The sequence below is a fragment of the Streptomyces sp. NBC_00209 genome, from assembly GCF_045206345.1.
In the GTDB taxonomy this organism is placed as follows: Bacteria; Actinomycetota; Actinomycetes; order Streptomycetales; family Streptomycetaceae; genus Streptomyces.
Genome location: NZ_CP108121.1, coordinates 5,561,970 through 5,580,118, shown reverse-complemented (window position 1 = coordinate 5,580,118; position 18,149 = coordinate 5,561,970). Strand labels below are relative to the sequence as shown.

Genomic DNA, 18,149 nt, shown 5'->3' with positions numbered 1-18,149 from the left:
GTGAGCACCAAGCCGACCACCACAGACCTCCAGTGGACCGAATTGGACCAGCGGGCCGTGGACACCGTCCGCGTCCTCGCCGCGGACGCCGTACAGAAAGTCGGAAACGGCCACCCGGGCACGGCGATGAGCCTGGCTCCCGCCGCGTACACCATCTTCCAGAAGGTGATGCGGCACGACCCGGCGGACGCGGACTGGACCGGCCGCGACCGGTTCGTGCTGTCGGCGGGCCACAGCAGCCTGACCCTGTACATCCAGCTCTACCTGGCCGGCTACGGCCTGGAGCTGGACGACCTGGAGTCGTTCCGCACCTGGGGCTCCAAGACCCCGGGCCACCCGGAGTACGGCCACACCACCGGGGTCGAGACGACGACCGGCCCGCTGGGCCAGGGCGTCGCCAACGCCGTGGGCATGGCCATGGCCGCCCGCTACGAGCGCGGCCTGTTCGACCCGGAGGCGGCCCCCGGCACCTCCCCGTTCGACCACATGGTCTGGGCCGTCGCCGGTGACGGCTGCCTCCAGGAGGGCATCTCGGCCGAGGCGTCCTCGCTGGCCGGCCACCAGAAGCTGGGCAACCTGGTCCTGCTGTGGGACGACAACCACATCTCCATCGAGGGCGACACGGAGACCGCGGTCTCCGAGGACACCGTCAAGCGCTACGAGGCGTACGGCTGGCACGTCCAGCGCGTCGACCAGCTGCCCAACGGCGACCTGGACCCCGAGGGCCTCTACTACGCCCTGCTGGCCGCCAAGGCCGAGACCGGGCGCCCGTCGTTCATCGCGGCCCGCTCGATCATCGCCTGGCCCGCCCCGCACGCCCAGAACACCGAGGCGTCGCACGGCTCGGCGCTCGGCGACGACGAGGTCGCCGCGACCAAGAAGGTGCTCGGCTTCGACCCGGAGAAGTCCTTCGAGGTCGCCGACGAGGTCATCGCGCACACCCGCCGCGCCCTGGACCGGGGCCGCGAGGCCAAGGCCGCGTGGGAGAAGGGCTTCGACGCCTGGCGCGCCGCCAACCCCGAGCGCGCCGCCGACTTCGACCGCATCGCCGCGGGCGAGCTGCCCAAGGGCTGGGAGGACAGCCTGCCGGTCTTCGAGACGGGCAAGGGCGTCGCCACCCGCGCCGCGTCCGGCAAGGTGCTCCAGGCGCTCGGCGGGATCATCCCCGAGCTGTGGGGCGGCTCCGCCGACCTGGCCGGTTCGAACAACACCACGATCGACAAGACGTCGTCGTTCCTCCCGGCGGGCAACCCGCTGCCGGAGGCCGACCCGTACGGCCGCACGATCCACTTCGGCATCCGCGAGCACGCCATGGCCGCCGCGATGAACGGCATCGCGCTGCACGGCAACACCCGCATCTACGGCGGCACCTTCCTGGTGTTCTCCGACTACATGCGCAACGCCGTGCGCCTGTCCGCGCTGATGCACCTGCCGGTGACCTACGTGTGGACGCACGACTCGATCGGCCTCGGCGAGGACGGCCCGACCCACCAGCCGGTCGAGCACCTGGCCTCGCTGCGCGCCATCCCGGGCCTCAACGTCGTGCGCCCGGCCGACGCCAACGAGACCGCCATCGCCTGGCGCGAGATCCTGCGCCGCTACACCAAGGTGTTCGGCGAGGGCGCCCCGCACGGCCTGGCGCTGACCCGCCAGGGCGTGCCGACGTACGAGGCGAACGAGGACGCGGCCAAGGGCGGCTACGTGCTCTTCGAGGCCGAGGGCGGCAAGCCCCAGGTCGTGCTGATCGGTACGGGCTCCGAGGTCCAGCTCGCCGTCGAGGCGCGCGAGGAGCTCCAGGCGGCCGGAATTCCGACCCGTGTGGTCTCGATGCCGTGTGTCGAGTGGTTCGAGGAGCAGGAACAGGGTTACAAGGACTCCGTCCTGCCCCCGTCGGTCAAGGCACGCGTGGCCGTCGAGGCGGGCATCGCCCTGACCTGGTACCGGTACGTGGGAGACGCCGGCCGGATCGTCTCGCTGGAGCACTTCGGCGCTTCGGCGGACGCGAAGGTCCTGTTCCGCGAGTTCGGCTTCACCGGCGAGAACGTCGCCGCCGCCGCCCGGGAATCCCTCGCCGCCGCCACGCGCTGACGCCGGTATACGACTAGTAGGAGATGCATTTCTCATGACAGACGCACTCAAGCGCCTCTCCGACGAGGGCGTGGCGATCTGGCTCGACGACCTCTCGCGCAAGCGGATCACCTCGGGCAACCTCGCCGAGCTGATCGACCAGAGCCACGTCGTCGGGGTCACGACCAACCCGTCGATCTTCCAGAAGGCCATCTCGCAGGGCGACGGTTACGACCAGCAGCTCACCGACCTCGCGGCCCGCAAGGTGACCGTCGAGGAGGCGATCCGCATGATCACCACCGCGGACGTCCGGGACGCGGCCGACATCCTGCGCCCGGTCTTCGACGCGACGGACGGCCAGGACGGCCGGGTCTCCATCGAGGTCGACCCGCGCCTGGCGCACCACACGACGGCCACGGTCGCCGAGGCCAAGCAGCTGGCCTGGCTGGTGGACCGCCCGAACACGCTGATCAAGATCCCGGCGACCAAGGCGGGCCTGCCCGCGATCACCGAGACGATCGGCCGGGGCATCAGCGTCAACGTCACGCTGATCTTCTCGCTGGAGCGCTACCGCGCGGTCATGGACGCCTACCTGACGGGCCTGGAGAAGGCGAAGGCCGCGGGCCTGGACCTCTCCAAGATCCACTCGGTGGCGTCCTTCTTCGTGTCCCGCGTGGACACCGAGATCGACAAGCGCCTGGACGCCGTCGGCGGCGACGAGGCGAAGGCCGCGAAGGGCAAGTCCGCCCTGGCCAACGCCCGGCTCGCCTACGAGGCGTACGAGGAGGTCTTCGCCGGTGAGCGCTGGGCCGCCCTGGACAAGGCGCACGCCAACAAGCAGCGTCCGCTGTGGGCCTCGACCGGCGTGAAGGACCCGGCCCTCAAGGACACCCTGTACGTCGTGGACCTCGTCGCGCCGAACACGGTCAACACCATGCCGGAGGCGACTCTGGACGCGGTGGCGGACCACGGCGAGGTGACCGGCGACACCGTCTCCGGCGCGTACGACCAGGCTCGCGCCGACCTCGACGCGATCAAGAAGCTCGGTGTCGACTACGACGACGTCGTGCAGTTGCTGGAGGACGAGGGCGTCGAGAAGTTCGAGACGTCCTGGAACGACCTGCTCAAGTCGACCGAGGCGGAGCTGCAGCGCCTCGCCCCCTCGAAGGGCTGACCACTTTGTCTGGTGTTCCCGGAGCCAACCCGCTCCGTGACGCCCAGGACCGACGGCTCCCGCGCATCGCGGGGCCGTCGGGCCTGGTCATCTTTGGCGTCACGGGCGATTTGTCCCGTAAAAAGCTGATGCCCGCGGTCTACGACCTGGCCAATCGCGGCCTGTTGCCGCCGGGCTTCTCACTCATCGGTTTCGCGCGCCGCGACTGGGAGGACGAGGACTTCGCCCAGGTCGTCCACGACGCCGTCAAGGAGCATTCCCGTACCCCCTTCCGCGAAGAGGTCTGGCAGCAGCTCAGCCAGGGCATGCGCTTCGTGCAGGGCGACTTCGACGACGACGTGGCCTTCGAGACCCTCAGGGCCACGATCGAGGAGCTGGACAAGGCGCAGGGCACGGGCGGCAACTTCGCCTTCTACCTGTCCGTCCCGCCGAAGTTCTTCCCCAAGGTCGTCCAGCAGCTCAAGAAGCACGGGCTGGCCGACCAGAAGGAAGGCAGCTGGCGCCGCGCCGTCATCGAGAAGCCGTTCGGCCACGATCTGAAGAGCGCGCAGGATCTCAACCAGATCGTGCACGACGTCTTCCCGCCGAACGAGGTCTTCCGGATCGACCACTACCTCGGCAAGGAGACCGTCCAGAACATCCTGGCGCTCCGCTTCGCCAACACGATGTTCGAGCCGATCTGGAACCGCAGTTACGTCGACCACGTGCAGATCACGATGGCCGAGGACATCGGGATCGGCGGCCGGGCCGGCTACTACGACGGCATCGGCGCCGCCCGCGACGTCATCCAGAACCACCTGCTCCAGTTGCTCGCGCTGACCGCGATGGAGGAGCCCGGCTCCTTCCACCCGAAGGCCCTGGTCGCCGAGAAACTCAAGGTGCTCACGGCGGTGGAGCTGCCCGAGGACCTGGGCAAGCACACCGTGCGCGGCCAGTACACGCACGCCTGGCAGGGCGGCGAGGAGGCCGTCGGCTATCTGGAGGAGGACGGCATCGACCCCAAGTCGAAGACCGACACCTTCGCCGCGATCAAGCTGACGATCAACAACCGCCGCTGGGCGGGCGTGCCGTTCTATCTGCGCACCGGCAAGCGGCTCGGCCGCCGGGTCACGGAGATCGCGGTCGTCTTCAAGCGCGCCCCGTACCTGCCGTTCGAGTCCGGTGCCACCGAGGAGCTGGGCGGCAACGCCCTGGTCATCCGGGTGCAGCCGGACGAGGGCGTCACGGTGCGGTTCGGCTCCAAGGTGCCCGGCACCTCGATGGAGGTCCGGGACGTCACGATGGACTTCGCGTACGGCGAGTCCTTCACGGAGTCCAGCCCGGAGGCGTACGAGCGGCTCATCCTCGATGTCCTGCTCGGCGACGCCAACCTCTTCCCGCGCCACCAGGAGGTCGAGCTCTCCTGGAACATCCTCGACCCGATCGAGGAGTACTGGGACAAGCACGGCAAGCCCGCCCAGTACCCGGCCGGCACCTGGGGCCCGGCCGAGGCGGACGAGATGCTCGCACGCGACGGACGGAGCTGGCGCCGGCCATGAAGATCGATCTCACGGAAACCACGTCCAGCAAGATCAACCAGGCGCTCATCTCGGCCCGGCGCGCGGTCGGCGCCCCGGCGATCGGGATGGTCCTCACCCTCGTCATCGTCACCGACGAGGAGAACGCCTACGACGCGCTGAAGGCAGCGAGCGACTCCTCGCGGGAGCATCCCTCGCGGATCATCGCCGTCATCAAGCGGCTCAGCCGATCGCCGCGCGCCCGCCGCGACGCACGGCTCGACGCCGAGATCCGGGTCGGTTCCGACTCGGGCTCCGGCGAGACCGTGGTGCTGCGGCTCCACGGCGAGCTGGCCAACCACGCCCAGTCGGTCGTCCTGCCGCTGCTGCTGCCGGACGCCCCGGTGGTGGCGTGGTGGCCGCAGGACTCCCCCGCCGACCCGGCGAAGGACGCGCTCGGCGCGCTGGCCCAGCGCCGGATCACCGACACCTACTCGGCCGAGCACCCGCTCGACGAGCTGGCGACGCGCGCCCGGACCTACCGGCCCGGTGACACGGACCTGGCATGGACGCGCGTCACGCCGTGGCGCTCGATGCTGGCCGCGGCGCTCGACCAGCAGCCCGCCGAGGTCGTGTCGGCCACGGTCGAGGGCGAGTCGGACAACCCGAGCTGCGAGCTGCTGGCCATGTGGCTCGCGGACCGGCTCGGCGTCCCGGTGGAGCGCACCACGTCCGGCGGCCCCGGTCTGACGGCCGTCCGGATGACCACGAAGAACGGCGACATCGTCCTGGACCGGGCCGACGGCTCGCTCGCCACGCTCTGCATGGTGGGTCAGCCGGACCGCGCGGTGGCGCTCAAGCGCCGCGAGACGGCGGAGCTCCTCGCGGAGGAGCTGCGGCGGCTCGACCCGGACAACATCTACGAGTCGACCGTGAAGTTCGGCGTGGACCGCCTGGAGAAGGCGGGTCCGGGCGAGCCCGCCAAGGCCCCCGCCCCGGCCTCCGACAAGGCCCCCGCCGCGAAGAAGGCCGCCCCGGCGAAGAAGGCGGCGGCCAAGTGACCGGAGTCCCGCAGCTCGTCGTGCACCGCGACAAGGAGCTGATGGCGCAGGCCGCCGCGGCCCGGCTGATCACGAAGATCGTGGACGCCCAGGCCGCGCGCGGCGACGCCTCGGTGGTGCTCACCGGCGGGCGCAACGGCAACAGCCTCCTGGCCGCGCTCGCCGCCGCGCCCGCCCGGGACGCGGTCGACTGGTCGCGGCTCGACCTGTGGTGGGGCGACGAGCGGTTCCTGCCGGAGGGAGACCCGGAGCGCAATGTCACGCAGGCCCGCGAGGCCCTGCTGGACGCCGTGCCCCTGGACCCGTCGCGGGTGCACGTGATGCCCGCGACGGACGGCCCCTACGGCCCGGACGCCGATGCCGCGGCCGCCGGGTACGCGGCCGAGCTGGCCGCCGCCTCGGCGCCGCAGGACCACGGCCCCGTGCCGGAGTTCGACGTGCTGATGCTGGGCGTCGGCCCGGACACGCATGTCGCCTCGCTCTTCCCGGAACTGCCCGGGGTGCGGGAGACCGAGCGCACCGTCGTCGGTGTGCACGGTGCGCCCAAGCCGCCGCCGGTCCGGGTCTCGCTGACGCTGCCCGCCATCCGGGCGGCGCGCGAGGTGTGGCTGCTGGCCGCGGGCGAGGACAAGGCGGAGGCGGTCGCCATCGCCCTGTCCGGGGCCGGCGAGATCCAGGCGCCGGCGGCCGGTGCGTACGGCCGTGCCCGCACGCTGTGGCTGCTGGACGCGGCGGCGGCCTCCCGCCTCCCGCGCGCCCTGTATCCGCCGGCCTCCGCCTGACCGGCCGCCGGCGGGGCTGCCCACGGGCCCGGTTCGTCCTTCGGGGCGGGCCGGGCCCGGCGCGTTTCCGGGGGCGGGGCGGTGCGTGAAAGGCTCGGCCCCATGCGTATCGGAACCGTGGTGATGGGCGCGTCGGACGTGGCGCGGGCGGCGGCCTTCTGGAAGGCGGCCCTGGGCTACGTGGAGCGGGAACCGGCCGCGGAGGACTGGGTGGTCCTGGTCCCCGCCGAGGGGCCGGGCGTCGGGCTCTCGCTGGGCCGCGGCACGTCCCCGGTGCAGGAGGTGCCCCGGGTCCACCTCGACCTGTACACGGAGGAGCAGGACGCCGAGGTGGCCCGGCTGCTCGCGCTGGGCGCGGCGGAGGTGGACTGGAAGCTGTATCCGGAGGACCCGGACTTCGTGGTGCCGGCGGACCCGGAGGGCAACCGCTTCTGCGTCATCGACACGACGCACGGCTGAGGGACCCCACCCGTCCGGCGGGGCCCCTCAGGTGAGGCTCAGCGCCCGCGCAGCTCGCGGTACGTCGAGACGAGCGCGGCGGTCGAGCTGTCCAGCTGCTCGCCGCCCTTGCCCTCGGTCAGGACGGGCTCGATCTTCTTGGCGAGGACCTTGCCGAGCTCGACGCCCCACTGGTCGAAGGAGTCGATGTTCCAGATGGCGCCCTGGACGAAGACCTTGTGCTCGTACAGCGCGATCAGCTGGCCGAGCACGGACGGGGTGAGCCGGTCGGCGAGGATCGTCGTCGTCGGGTGGTTGCCCTGGAACGTCTTGTGCGCCACCAGCTCCTCGGGGACGCCCTCGGCGCGCACCTCGTCGGGCGTCTTGCCGAAGGCGAGGGCCTGGGTCTGGGCGAAGAAGTTGGCCATCAGCAGGTCGTGCTGGGCGACCAGGCCGGGCAGCAGGTCCTCGACCGGCTGCGCGAAGCCGATGAAGTCGGCCGGGATCACCTTCGTACCCTGGTGGATCAGCTGGTAGTAGGCGTGCTGGCCGTTGGTGCCGGGGGTGCCCCAGACGACCGGTCCGGTCTGCCAGTCGACGGGGTTGCCGTCGCGGTCCACGGACTTGCCGTTGGACTCCATGTCCAACTGCTGGAGGTACGCGGTGAACTTGGACAGGTAGTGGCTGTAGGGCAGCACCGCGTGCGACTGGGCGTCGAAGAACGCGCCGTACCAGACGCCCAGCAGGCCGAGCAGCAGCGGGGCGTTCTCCTCGGCGGGGGCGGTGCGGAAGTGCTCGTCCACGAGGTGGAAGCCGTCGAGCATCTCGCGGAACCGGTCCGGACCGATGGCGATCATCAGCGAGAGGCCGATGGCGGAGTCGTACGAGTAGCGGCCGCCGACCCAGTCCCAGAACTCGAACATGTTGGCCGTGTCGATGCCGAAGTCCGCGACCTTCTCCGCGTTGGTCGACAGCGCGACGAAGTGCTTGGCGACGGCGTCCTGACCGGCCCTCAGGCCGGTGAGCAGCCAGTCGCGGGCGGAGGTGGCGTTGGTGATCGTCTCGATGGTGGTGAAGGTCTTCGAGGCGATGATGAACAGCGTCTCGGCCGGGTCGAGGTCGCGGACGGCCTCGTGCAGGTCGGCGCCGTCCACGTTCGAGACGAAGCGGAAGGTGAGCGAGCGGTCCGTGAAGGAGCGCAGCACCTCGTACGCCATGGCGGGGCCCAGGTCCGAGCCGCCGATGCCGATGTTGACGATGTTCTTGATGGGCTTGCCGGTGTGACCGGTCCACTCCCCCGACCTGACCCGGTCGGAGAACGCGGCCATCTTGTCGAGCACCGCGTGCACGGCCGGCACCACGTTCTCGCCGTCGACCTCGACGACGGCGTCGCGCGGGGCGCGCAGCGCGGTGTGCAGGACCGCCCGGTCCTCGGTGGTGTTGATCTTGTCGCCGCGGAACATGGCGTCGCGCAGCCCGAACACGTCGGTGGCCGCGGCGAGTTCGCGCAGGAGGGTCAGCGTCTCGTCGGTGACGAGGTGCTTGGAGTAGTCGAGGTGCAGGTCGCCGACCCGCAGGGTGTACCCGGTGCCGCGCTCCGGGTCGTCCGCGAACAACTGGCGCAGACCGGCCGGCCCGAGCTGCTCACGGTGCTTTCCCAGCGCCGCCCATTCCGGCGTCTGGTTGAGCCTGGTACGGCTAGTTGCGTTCATCCCGGACATCAGCCCACTTCTCTCGTCACCGCAGTTCCCCGCTGCCCCTCCAACCTAATTGATCAGGCGGGCCGGACGTGACAGCGGCAGGCTGCGGCAGGACAGAAGCATTCCGGCCGGGCACCCAGGGGGCGTCCGGCCGGTGAACGTCTTCAGATCTCGCCGCGGAGCTTCGCCAGGGCCTCGGCGAGGATGGCCTCGCCGTCCGCGTCGCTGCGGCGCTCGCGTACGTACGCGAGGTGTGTCTTGTACGGTTCCGTGCGCGGCGGGTCGGGCGGGCTCTCCGGGTCCTGGCCGGCCGGGAAACCGCATCGCGGGCAGTCCCAGGTGTCCGGTACCTGCGCGTCATGGGCGAAGCTGGGCTGCGTCTCGTGCCCGTTCGAGCACCAGAAGGAGATGCGGAGCCGTGGCGCGGACTCGCCGCGCTCGGCCTCCCCCATCGGCCCCGCCCCGACCCGGCTTCCACGGATCGCGTTGCCACTTGCCACGGTCGTAACTCCCTGCGTGATGGTGCTCGAAGGTGCCCCAGTCTACGTAAGGCCCAACGCGCGTCCAGTGAAAGGAGTTACACCGTCACCGGGAAACGTGCACGACGGGTCAGCTGTCCAGCTTGATGAGCAGACCAAGCACCACGATGCACGCGAACCAGCCCAGACCGACCACGACGGTGATGCGGTCGAGGTTGCGCTCGGCGACCGAGGAGCCGCCGACGGAGGACTGCATGCCGCCACCGAACATGTCGGAGAGACCGCCGCCCTTGCCCTTGTGCATGAGCACCAGCAGCATCAGCAGCAGGCTGAAGACGATCAGGGCGATCTCGAACCCCAGAATCACGGCTGGTCCCTACTTTCCGGAAATACCGACTGCGTGTGCGAACAACGGGGGCCGGGAGGTCGCCCTCCCCGGCCCCCGCAAGGGTACGACGGATCCGCGCTACCGCATACTCACTGGTCGCGGAAGCGGACGATCTTGACGAACTCGTCGGCGTCGAGCGCCGCGCCGCCGATCAGGGCGCCGTCGACGTCGGGCTGGGCCATGATCGCGGCCACGTTGCCGGACTTCACCGAGCCGCCGTACTGGATGCGGACCGCGTCGGCCAGCTCCTGCGAGTACAGCTCGGCGAGGCGGACGCGGATCGCACCGCAGACCTCCTGCGCGTCCTCCGGGGTGGCGACCTCGCCGGTGCCGATGGCCCAGACCGGCTCGTAGGCGATCACGATGGACTCGGCCTGCTCGGCCGGGATGTCCTTCAGGGCACCGTCGAGCTGCGCGAGGGTGTAGGCGACCTGGTCGCCGGCCTTGCGGACGTCCAGGCCCTCGCCGACGCAGAGGATCGGGGTCAGGCCGTGCTTGTACGCGGCCTTCACCTTGGCGTTGCAGACCTCGTCGGTCTCCGCGTGGTACTGGCGGCGCTCGCTGTGGCCGACGGCGACGAAGGTGCACTTCAGCTTGGCGAGCATCGGGCCGGAGATCTCACCGGTGTACGCGCCGGAGTCCTGCGCCGAGATGTCCTGGGCGCCGTACTTGATCTTCAGCTTGTCGCCGTCGACCAGCGTCTGCACGGAGCGCAGGTCGGTGAAGGGTGGCAGGACGGCGACCTCTACGGCGTCGTAGTCCTTGTCGGCCAGGGCGAAGGCGAGCTTCTGGACGTGCGCGATGGCCTCAAGGTGGTTGAGGTTCATCTTCCAGTTGCCCGCCATCAGCGGGGTGCGAGTGGTCATGAAAGGTCAGTCCTCCAGAGCGGCGAGGCCGGGAAGCGTCTTGCCCTCGAGGTATTCGAGGCTGGCGCCGCCACCGGTCGAGATGTGTCCGAACGCGTTCTCGTCGAAGCCCAGGATGCGGACCGCGGCGGCGGAGTCGCCACCGCCGACCACGCTGAAGCCCGAGGAGTCGACAAGGGCCTGGGCGACGGCCCGGGTGCCCTCGGCGAAGTCGGGGTGCTCGAAGACGCCCATCGGGCCGTTCCAGAAGACGGTGGCCGCGTCGGCGAGCTTCGATGCGTAGAGCTTGTTGGTCTCCGGACCGTTGTCCAGGCCCATCTGCCCGGCCGGCATGGCGTCGGCGGCGACGGTCTCCGGGTGGGCCGGGGCCTTGGTCTTCAGGTCCGGGAAGGCGGGCGCGACGACGACGTCGACGGGGAGCACGAACTCCACGCCCTTCGCCTCGGCGCGCCGCAGGTACTCCTGGACCGCCGGGATCTGGTCCTCCTGGAGCAGCGAGCTGCCGACCTCGTGGCCCTGGGCCTTGAGGAAGGTGTACGCCATGCCGCCGCCGATGAGGATGCGGTCGGCGCGCTCCAGCAGATGGTCGATGACGCCCAGCTTGTCGGAGACCTTGGCGCCGCCGAGCACCACGGCGTAGGGCCGCCGCACCTCGTCGGTGAGCTTCTTCAGGACGCCGACCTCGGTGGCGATGAGGTCGCCGGCCGCGTGCGGGAGGCGGGCCGGGAGGTCGAAGACCGAGGCGTGCTTGCGGTGGACGGCGCCGAAGCCGTCGCCCACGTACAGGTCGGCCAGCTCGGCGAGCTGGTCCGCGAAGGCGCCGCGCTCGGCGTCGTCCTTGGAGGTCTCGCCGGGGTTGAAGCGGAGGTTCTCGATGACCGCGACCTGGCCGTCGGTCAGCGCGGCGACGGTGGTGCGGGCGGACTCGCCGACCGTGTCGGTCGCGAACGCCACGTCGGCGCCGAGAAGTTCACCGAGCCGGGTGGCGGCGGGGGCCAGCGAGAACGCCGGGTCCGGGGCGCCCTTGGGGCGGCCCAGGTGCGAGGCGACGACGACCCGGGCGCCGGCCTCGGCCAGCTTGCGGACGGTCGGGGTGACGGCGCGGATGCGGCCGTCGTCGGTGATGGTGGTGCCGTTCAGCGGCACGTTGAGGTCGGCGCGGACGAATACCCGCTTACCGGCGACCCCTTCGGCGAGAAGTGCGTCGATCGTCTTCATCTGTCTGGACTCCTTGGAGGACGAGTGAGCATGCGAGGGGGCTCGAACAGCGCAGCGTCGCGCTGTTCGAGCCCCGTGCTCACATCGAGATGCCTGCCGGTGCGGCGGTGCTCAGAGCTGGCCGCCGACGAAGACGGTGAGGTCCACGAGACGGTTGGAGTAGCCCCACTCGTTGTCGTACCAGCCGAGGATCTTCACCGTGTTGCCCTCCTGGACCATCGTCAGGGAGGAGTCGAAGGTGCAGGACGACGGGTCGCTGACGATGTCCGAGGAGACGATCGGGTCCTCGGTGTACGTCAGGAAGCCCTTGAGGTCGCCGTCGTCGGACGCCTTCTTGAACGCGGCGTTGACCTCGTCCTTGGTGACCTCGCGCTGGAGGGTCACGACCAGGTCGGTGGCCGAGCCGGTCGGGACCGGGACGCGCATCGCGATGCCGTCGAGCTTGCCCTTGAGCTGCGGGAGGACCAGGGCGGTCGCCTTGGCGGCGCCCGTCGTGGTCGGGATGATGTTCTCGGCGGCGGCGCGGGCGCGGCGCAGGTCCGAGTGCGGGAAGTCCAGGATGCGCTGGTCGTTCGTGTACGCGTGGACCGTCGTCATCAGACCCTTGACGATGCCGAAGTTCTCGTCGAGGACCTTGGCCATCGGCGCCACACAGTTGGTGGTGCAGGAGGCGTTGGAGATGACGTGGTGGTTGGCCGCGTCGTACTTGTCCTGGTTGACACCCATCACGATGGTGATGTCCTCGTCCTTGGCCGGAGCCGAGATGAGGACCTTCTTCGCGCCACCGGCGATGTGCTTCGCGGCGTCGGCCTTCTTGGTGAAGATGCCGGTCGACTCGATGACGATGTCGACGCCCAGCTCACCCCACGGGATGTCTGCCGGGTTGCGCTCGGAGAGCACCTTGATGGTGTGGCCGTCGACGGTGATGGTGTCGGCGGTGTGGCTCACCTCTGCCTTCAGACGACCCAGAATGGTGTCGTACTTCAGCAGGTGGGCCGTGGTCGCGGTGTCACCCAGGTCGTTGACAGCCACGATCTCGATGTCCGCACCCTGCTCCAGCAGCGCGCGGAAGTAGTTACGACCGATGCGGCCAAAGCCGTTGATGCCTACGCGGATCGTCACGAACCGATCTCCTCGTTAGGTACGCCGGTTTTCGACGCCGGCGAGTTGTATGGGATGTCCCCGACCGCCTCCGACCCTACCTCTCCGGAGCCGCCGGGGTGACATCGAGCCGTGCCGTAAGAACGCGGGAGGCCCGTACTCCCCAGTAGGAATACGGGCCTCCGGGCGCCGCGCGGCCTCCTCTGCGACGATTACGCAGCGTCAACGACCGCGGGCCGGCGGGCCGTTCCCCTCGCGGGGCGCGTACCGCCGGTACGGCTCAGCCGACCAGGCCGTCGGCCAGCTCTTCGCTGAGAGTGGATTCCGTGCCGGGGATGCCCAGGTCCTGGGCCCGCTTGTCGGCCATCGCGAGGAGCCGGCGGATACGGCCCGCGACCGCGTCCTTGGTCAGCGGCGGGTCGGCGAGGGCGCCCAGCTCCTCCAGCGACGCCTGCTTGTGCTCCATGCGCAGCCGCCCGGCGGCCGCCAGGTGCTCCGGGACCTCCTCGCCCAGGATCTCCAGGGCGCGGCCGACCCGGGCGCCCGCGGCGACCGCGGCCCGGGCGGAGCGGCGCAGGTTCGCGTCGTCGAAGTTGGCGAGGCGGTTGGCGGTGGCCCGGACCTCGCGGCGCATCCGGCGCTCCTCCCAGGCCAGCACCGACTCATGGGCGCCGAGCCGGGTGAGCAGGGCGCCGATCGCGTCGCCGTCGCGGACGACGACCCGGTCCACGCCGCGCACCTCGCGGGCCTTGGCCGCGATGGAGAGCCGGCGGGCGGCGCCGACCAGGGCGAGCGCGGCCTCCGGGCCCGGGCAGGTCACCTCCAGCGAGGAGGAGCGGCCCGGCTCGGTGAGCGAGCCGTGCGCCAGGAACGCCCCGCGCCAGGCGGCCTCGGCGTCGCAGGTGGCCCCCGAGACCACCTGCGGGGGGAGGCCGCGGATGGGGCGGCCCCGGCCGTCGACCAGGCCGGTCTGGCGCGCCAGCTGGTCGCCGCCCGCCACCACCCGTACGACGTAACGCGAGCCGCGCCGCAGTCCGCCGGGGGCCATCACGATGAGCTCCGAGCTGTGCCCGAAGATCTCCAGGATGTCCCGCTTGAGCCGGCGCGCCGCCATCGCGGTGTCCAGCTCCGCCTCGATCACGATCCGGCCGCTCACCAGGTGGAGGCCGCCCGCGAACCGGAGAATCGCCGAGACCTCTGCCTTCCTGCAGCAGGTCCGGGTCACGGGAAGCCGGGAGACTTCGTCCTTCACCGCCGGCGTCATCGCCATGGGCCGATCCTTCCATGCATCCGAAAAATACGGTCGTACGCGGCGGCCAACAGCTCCGGATCATGGATCGGAACGCCGTCGGGTGAGGCCACGGGCGCCAGCTCGACCGCGGCACCGAGCCGTTTGGCTGCGTCGGCGAGGGAATCGCGGTCGGGCACGGCGGCCTCGTCGGCCAGCACCACGTCCAGGGCGAGTTTAGGGGCGTGTCGTCCCAAAACCTCCAAATGACGCTGCGGTGAGAAGCCATCTGTTTCACCGGGTTGCGGTGCGAGATTCAACGAAAGGACCTTGCGGGCCTTCGTCTCGATCAGCGCGTCCAGCAGTTCGGGGACGAGCAGGTGCGGGATGACCGAGGAGAACCAGGAGCCCGGGCCGAGGACCACCCAGTCCGCGTCCCGGACGGCGGCGACCGCCTCGGGGACGGCCGGCGGGTCGGCCGGGACCAGGTGCACGGACTGCACCTCGCCCGGGGTGAGGGCGACGGTGGCCTGGCCGCGCACGGTGTCCACGTCCTCCGGACGGTCCGGGTCGTGGCCCTTGACGAGGGCCTGGAGCTCCAGCGGCACGGCGGACATGGGCAGCACCCGGCCGTGCGCGCCGAGCAGCTTGCCGACCAGGTCCAGGGCCTGGACGTGGTCGCCCAGCTGCTCCCAGAGGGCGACGATCAGCAGATTGCCGACCGCGTGCTCATGCAGGTCGCCCTTGGACTGGAAGCGGTGCTGGATGACCTGGGCCCAGGTCTGGCCCCACTCGTCGTCGCCGCACAGGGCGGCCAGCGCCTTGCGCAGGTCGCCGGGGGGCAGGACGCCCAGCTCCTCGCGCAGCCGCCCGCTGGAGCCGCCGTCGTCGGCGACGGTGACCACGGCGGTCAGATCGCCGGTGATCCGGCGCAGCGCGGTGAGCGAGGCCGACAGGCCCATGCCGCCGCCGAGGGCGACGACCTTGGGCTGGGCGCCGCGCTTGCGCACGGAGAGCGCGGGCGCCGCGCCCCGCAGCCGGCGCAGGCGCAGATTGCGACTGGTCACTCGCGCCCCATGTCCCTGTGCACGAGCACGGTCTCGATCCCCTCCGTAGCGAGCCGGGCCGCCAGCTTCTCGGACATGGCCACCGAGCGGTGCTTGCCGCCCGTGCAGCCCACCGCGATGGTCACATAGCGCTTGCCCTCGCGGCGGTAGCCCGCGGCGACGAGCTGGAGCAGTTCGGTGTACTGGTTGAGGAATTCCTTGGCGCCGGGCTGGTCGAAGACGTACGCGGACACCTCCTCGTTCAGCCCGGTGAAGGGGCGCAGCTCCGGCACCCAGTGCGGGTTCGGCAGGAAGCGGCAGTCGACCACCAGGTCGGCGTCGACCGGCAGGCCGTACTTGAAGCCGAAGGACATCACCGTGGCGCGCAGCTCCGGCTCCTCGTCGCCGGCGAACTGGGCGTCCATCTTGGCGCGCAGTTCGTGGACGTTGAGGCTGGAGGTGTCGATCACCAGGTCGGCGTCGCCGCGCAGCTCGCGCAGCAGGTCGCGCTCGGCGGCGATGCCGTCCACGATGCGGCCGTCGCCCTGGAGCGGGTGGGGGCGGCGGACCGACTCGAAGCGGCGGACCAGCGCGTCGTCGGAGGACTCCAGGAAGACCACCCGGCGGGTGACGCCCTTGGCGTCCAGGTCGGCGAGGGATTCGCGCAGGTTGTCGAAGAAGCGGCGGCCTCGCACGTCGACCACGACGGCGATCCGGGCCACGTTGCCCTGGGAGCGGGCGCCGAGCTCCACCATGGTGGGGATCAGCGCGGGCGGCAGGTTGTCCACGACGAACCAGCCGAGGTCCTCCAGACACTTGGCCGCTGTGCTGCGCCCGGCGCCGGACATGCCGGAGATGATCACCAGCTCCGGGATGGCCGCGGCGTCGCCCGTCTCGGTCGGGGTGCCCGTACTCACGTGTGCTGCTCCGTCTGCTCGGTCCGTGCGGTCGTGCCCGTGTTCATGTTCGTGCTCGGTCATGTCGTGCTGCCCCCGTCGTCCTCTTCCATGATCTCTCCTGTGGCCGTGTTCACGGCGGGTGCGGCCGGGGCGGCCGCCGCGAGGGCGACGGCCACGGACTCCGCTGTCCTGCGGCCTATCCCGGGAACCTCGCAGATCTCTTCGATTGTCGCCTGCCGCAGCTTCCTGACGGAGCCGAAATGCTTGATCAGGGCCTGTTTCCGGGTGTCTCCGAGGCCGGGGACGGCGTCCAGCGGGCTGGCGCGGATGCGCTTGGCCCGCTTGGCGCGCTGGTAGGTGATGGCGAAGCGGTGCGCCTCGTCGCGGACGCGCTGGAGGAGATACAGGCCCTCGCTGGAGCGGGGCAGGACCACCGGGTCGTCGTCATCGGGCAGCCAGACCTCTTCGAGGCGCTTGGCGAGGCCGCAGACCGCGATGTCGTCGATGCCGAGCTCGTCCAGGGCCCGCTTGGCGGCGGCGACCTGCGGCTGCCCGCCGTCCACCACGAGGAGCTGCGGCGGGTACGCGAACCGCTTGGGTCGGCCGTCGTCCTCGCGGGAATCCTCAGCGGCCCGGGCGTCGCTGTCGGCCGGGGAGTCGCCGAGGACCGCCGGGACGGGGCCGGTGGGCGCCGGGGTCTCCTCCCACTCCCCCGTGCGCTCCTTCTCCTGGAGGTAGCGGCGGAAGCGGCGGCTGATCACCTCGTGCATCGAGCGGACGTCGTCCTGGCCCTCGAAGCCCTTGATCTGGAAGCGGCGGTACTCCCCCTTGCGGGCGAGACCATCCTCGAAGACGACCATGGACGCGACGACGTCGTCGCCCTGGAGGTGGGAGATGTCGAAGCACTCGATGCGCAGCGGGGCGGTGTCCAGGTCCAGGGCCCCGGCGATCTCCTCCAGGGCCCGGGAGCGGGTGGTGAGGTCGGAGGCGCGCTTGGTCTTGTGCAGTCCGAGGGCCTGCTGGGCGTTGCGCTGGACGGTGACCATCAGGTCCTTCTTGTCGCCGCGCTGCGGGATGCGCAGGCTCACCTGGGAGCCGCGCCGGTCCGCGAGCCACTGGGAGACCGCCGCGGGGTCCTCGGGCAGGGCCGGGACCAGGACCTCCTTGGGGACGGCGTCGCCGCTCTCCTCCCCGTACAGCTGCTGGAGGGCGTGCTCCACGAGGCCGGAGGTGTCGACGTTCTCCACCTTGTCGGTGACCCAGCCGCGCTGGCCGCGGACCCGGCCGCCGCGCACGTGGAAGATCTGGACGGCGGCCTCCAGCTCGTCCTCGGCGACCGCGATGAGGTCGGCGTCGGTGGCGTCGGCGAGGACGACGGCGCTCTTCTCCATCGCGCGCTTGAGCGCCTCGACGTCGTCGCGCAGCCGCGCGGCCCGCTCGTACTCCATCTCCTCGGCGGCCGCCATCATGTCCTTCTCCAGGCGGCGGATGTACGTGCCGGTGCGGCCGGCCATGAAGTCGCAGAAGTCGTCCGCCAGTTCGCGGTGCTCCTCGGGGGTGACGCGGCCGACGCAGGGGGCCGAGCACTTGCCGATGTAGCCGAGGAGGCAGGGGCGGCCGGTCCGGGCGGCGTTCTTGAAGACGCCGGCGGAGCAGGTGCGGACGGGGAAGACGCGGAGCATCAGGTCGACCGTCTCGCGGATCGCCCAGGCGTGCCCGTACGGACCGAAGTAGCGCACGCCCTTCTTCTTGGCGCCGCGCATCACCTGGACGCGGGGGAACTCCTCGTTGAGCGTGACCGCCAGATAGGGATAGCTCTTGTCGTCGCGGTACTTGACGTTGAACCGGGGGTCGTACTCCTTGATCCAGGAGTACTCCAGCTGAAGCGCCTCGACCTCGGTGGCGACGACCGTCCACTCCACGGAGGCGGCCGTGGTCACCATCGTGCGCGTACGCGGGTGGAGGCCGGAGAGGTCCTGGAAGTAGCTGGCCAGGCGCTGGCGCAGGCTCTTGGCCTTCCCGACGTAGATCACCCGGCGGTGTTCGTCGCGGAATTTGTAGACCCCCGGGGAGTCGGGGATCTGTCCCGGCTTGGGGCGGTAGCTGGAGGGGTCTGCCATGCTCCCCACCCTACTTGCGGGCAGTGACAGCGCGGGGTGCGCGGATGGCGCCGCGCTCCGGGACAGGGGTGGGGAGCACCTGTCCC

16 protein-coding genes are annotated in these 18,149 nt (G+C 70.8%); 6 read left to right on the top strand and 10 right to left on the bottom strand.

Annotation, left to right across the window (positions count from 1 at the left end):
- The 6 genes from tkt to OG867_RS25285 all read left to right on the top strand — a co-directional run bounded on the left by tkt (nt 1) and on the right by OG867_RS25285 (nt 7,039).
- Nucleotides 1-2,088: a transketolase gene (gene tkt, locus OG867_RS25310; protein WP_328899627.1), complete on the top strand. Its 2,088-nt coding sequence runs from the start codon at nt 1-3 to the stop codon at nt 2,086-2,088.
- 34 nt (nt 2,089-2,122) lie between these two features.
- Nucleotides 2,123-3,241, top strand: coding sequence for a transaldolase (gene tal / locus OG867_RS25305; RefSeq protein ID WP_328899628.1), 1,119 nt, complete (start codon nt 2,123-2,125; stop codon nt 3,239-3,241).
- Between the two features lie 5 nt (nt 3,242-3,246).
- Nucleotides 3,247-4,779 (top strand): glucose-6-phosphate dehydrogenase, encoded by a 1,533-nt coding sequence (gene zwf / locus OG867_RS25300; RefSeq protein WP_328899629.1) that lies wholly within the window; start codon nt 3,247-3,249, stop codon nt 4,777-4,779.
- Nucleotides 4,776-5,798 carry a glucose-6-phosphate dehydrogenase assembly protein OpcA gene (gene opcA / locus OG867_RS25295; protein ID WP_406288740.1) on the top strand — a complete coding sequence of 341 codons (1,023 nt, stop codon included), beginning with the start codon at nt 4,776-4,778 and terminating at the stop codon, nt 5,796-5,798. Before zwf ends, opcA begins: the two co-directional genes overlap by 4 nt.
- Complete coding sequence (gene pgl, locus OG867_RS25290) at nt 5,795-6,580, top strand: 6-phosphogluconolactonase (RefSeq protein ID WP_406288738.1); 786 nt, start codon at nt 5,795-5,797, stop codon at nt 6,578-6,580. Before opcA ends, pgl begins: the two co-directional genes overlap by 4 nt.
- 102 nt (nt 6,581-6,682) lie before the next feature.
- Nucleotides 6,683-7,039: a VOC family protein gene (locus tag OG867_RS25285; RefSeq protein ID WP_328899632.1), complete on the top strand. Its 357-nt coding sequence runs from the start codon at nt 6,683-6,685 to the stop codon at nt 7,037-7,039.
- Nucleotides 7,040-7,077: 38 nt separating this feature from the next.
- Here OG867_RS25285 and pgi read toward each other — a convergent pair whose 3' ends face one another.
- The 10 genes from pgi to uvrC form a co-directional block, all read right to left on the bottom strand.
- Nucleotides 7,078-8,730, bottom strand: a complete 1,653-nt coding sequence (gene pgi / locus OG867_RS25280; RefSeq protein ID WP_328899633.1) for a glucose-6-phosphate isomerase — start codon at nt 8,728-8,730, stop codon at nt 7,078-7,080.
- 152 nt (nt 8,731-8,882) lie between these two features.
- A complete protein-coding gene (locus tag OG867_RS25275) occupies nt 8,883-9,218 on the bottom strand; it encodes an RNA polymerase-binding protein RbpA (RefSeq protein ID WP_073864697.1) in 336 nt (111 codons plus the stop codon).
- Between the two features lie 109 nt (nt 9,219-9,327).
- Complete coding sequence (gene secG, locus OG867_RS25270) at nt 9,328-9,564, bottom strand: preprotein translocase subunit SecG (protein WP_161207408.1); 237 nt, start codon at nt 9,562-9,564, stop codon at nt 9,328-9,330.
- A 110-nt stretch (nt 9,565-9,674) separates the two neighbouring features.
- Nucleotides 9,675-10,451, bottom strand: coding sequence for a triose-phosphate isomerase (tpiA, locus tag OG867_RS25265; RefSeq protein WP_018104606.1), 777 nt, complete (start codon nt 10,449-10,451; stop codon nt 9,675-9,677).
- A 6-nt stretch (nt 10,452-10,457) separates the two neighbouring features.
- A complete protein-coding gene (locus OG867_RS25260; RefSeq protein ID WP_406288734.1) occupies nt 10,458-11,669 on the bottom strand; it encodes a phosphoglycerate kinase in 1,212 nt (403 codons plus the stop codon).
- A 111-nt stretch (nt 11,670-11,780) separates the two neighbouring features.
- Nucleotides 11,781-12,791 (bottom strand): type I glyceraldehyde-3-phosphate dehydrogenase, encoded by a 1,011-nt coding sequence (gap, locus tag OG867_RS25255; RefSeq protein WP_219573458.1) that lies wholly within the window; start codon nt 12,789-12,791, stop codon nt 11,781-11,783.
- Nucleotides 12,792-13,050: 259 nt separating this feature from the next.
- Nucleotides 13,051-14,040 (bottom strand): DNA-binding protein WhiA, encoded by a 990-nt coding sequence (gene whiA / locus OG867_RS25250; RefSeq protein ID WP_018104603.1) that lies wholly within the window; start codon nt 14,038-14,040, stop codon nt 13,051-13,053.
- The gene (gene yvcK, locus OG867_RS25245; RefSeq protein WP_073864694.1) at nt 14,031-15,065 is read right to left on the bottom strand and encodes a uridine diphosphate-N-acetylglucosamine-binding protein YvcK; all 1,035 of its coding nucleotides are present in this window, start codon (nt 15,063-15,065) and stop codon (nt 14,031-14,033) included. Before yvcK ends, whiA begins: the two co-directional genes overlap by 10 nt.
- Nucleotides 15,062-16,024, bottom strand: a complete 963-nt coding sequence (gene rapZ, locus OG867_RS25240) for an RNase adapter RapZ (RefSeq protein ID WP_328899635.1) — start codon at nt 16,022-16,024, stop codon at nt 15,062-15,064. The genes yvcK and rapZ overlap by 4 nt, the downstream gene beginning before the upstream one ends.
- A complete protein-coding gene (uvrC, locus tag OG867_RS25235; RefSeq protein WP_406288731.1) occupies nt 16,021-18,063 on the bottom strand; it encodes an excinuclease ABC subunit UvrC in 2,043 nt (680 codons plus the stop codon). Before uvrC ends, rapZ begins: the two co-directional genes overlap by 4 nt.
- Nucleotides 18,064-18,149: the final 86 nt, after the last annotated feature.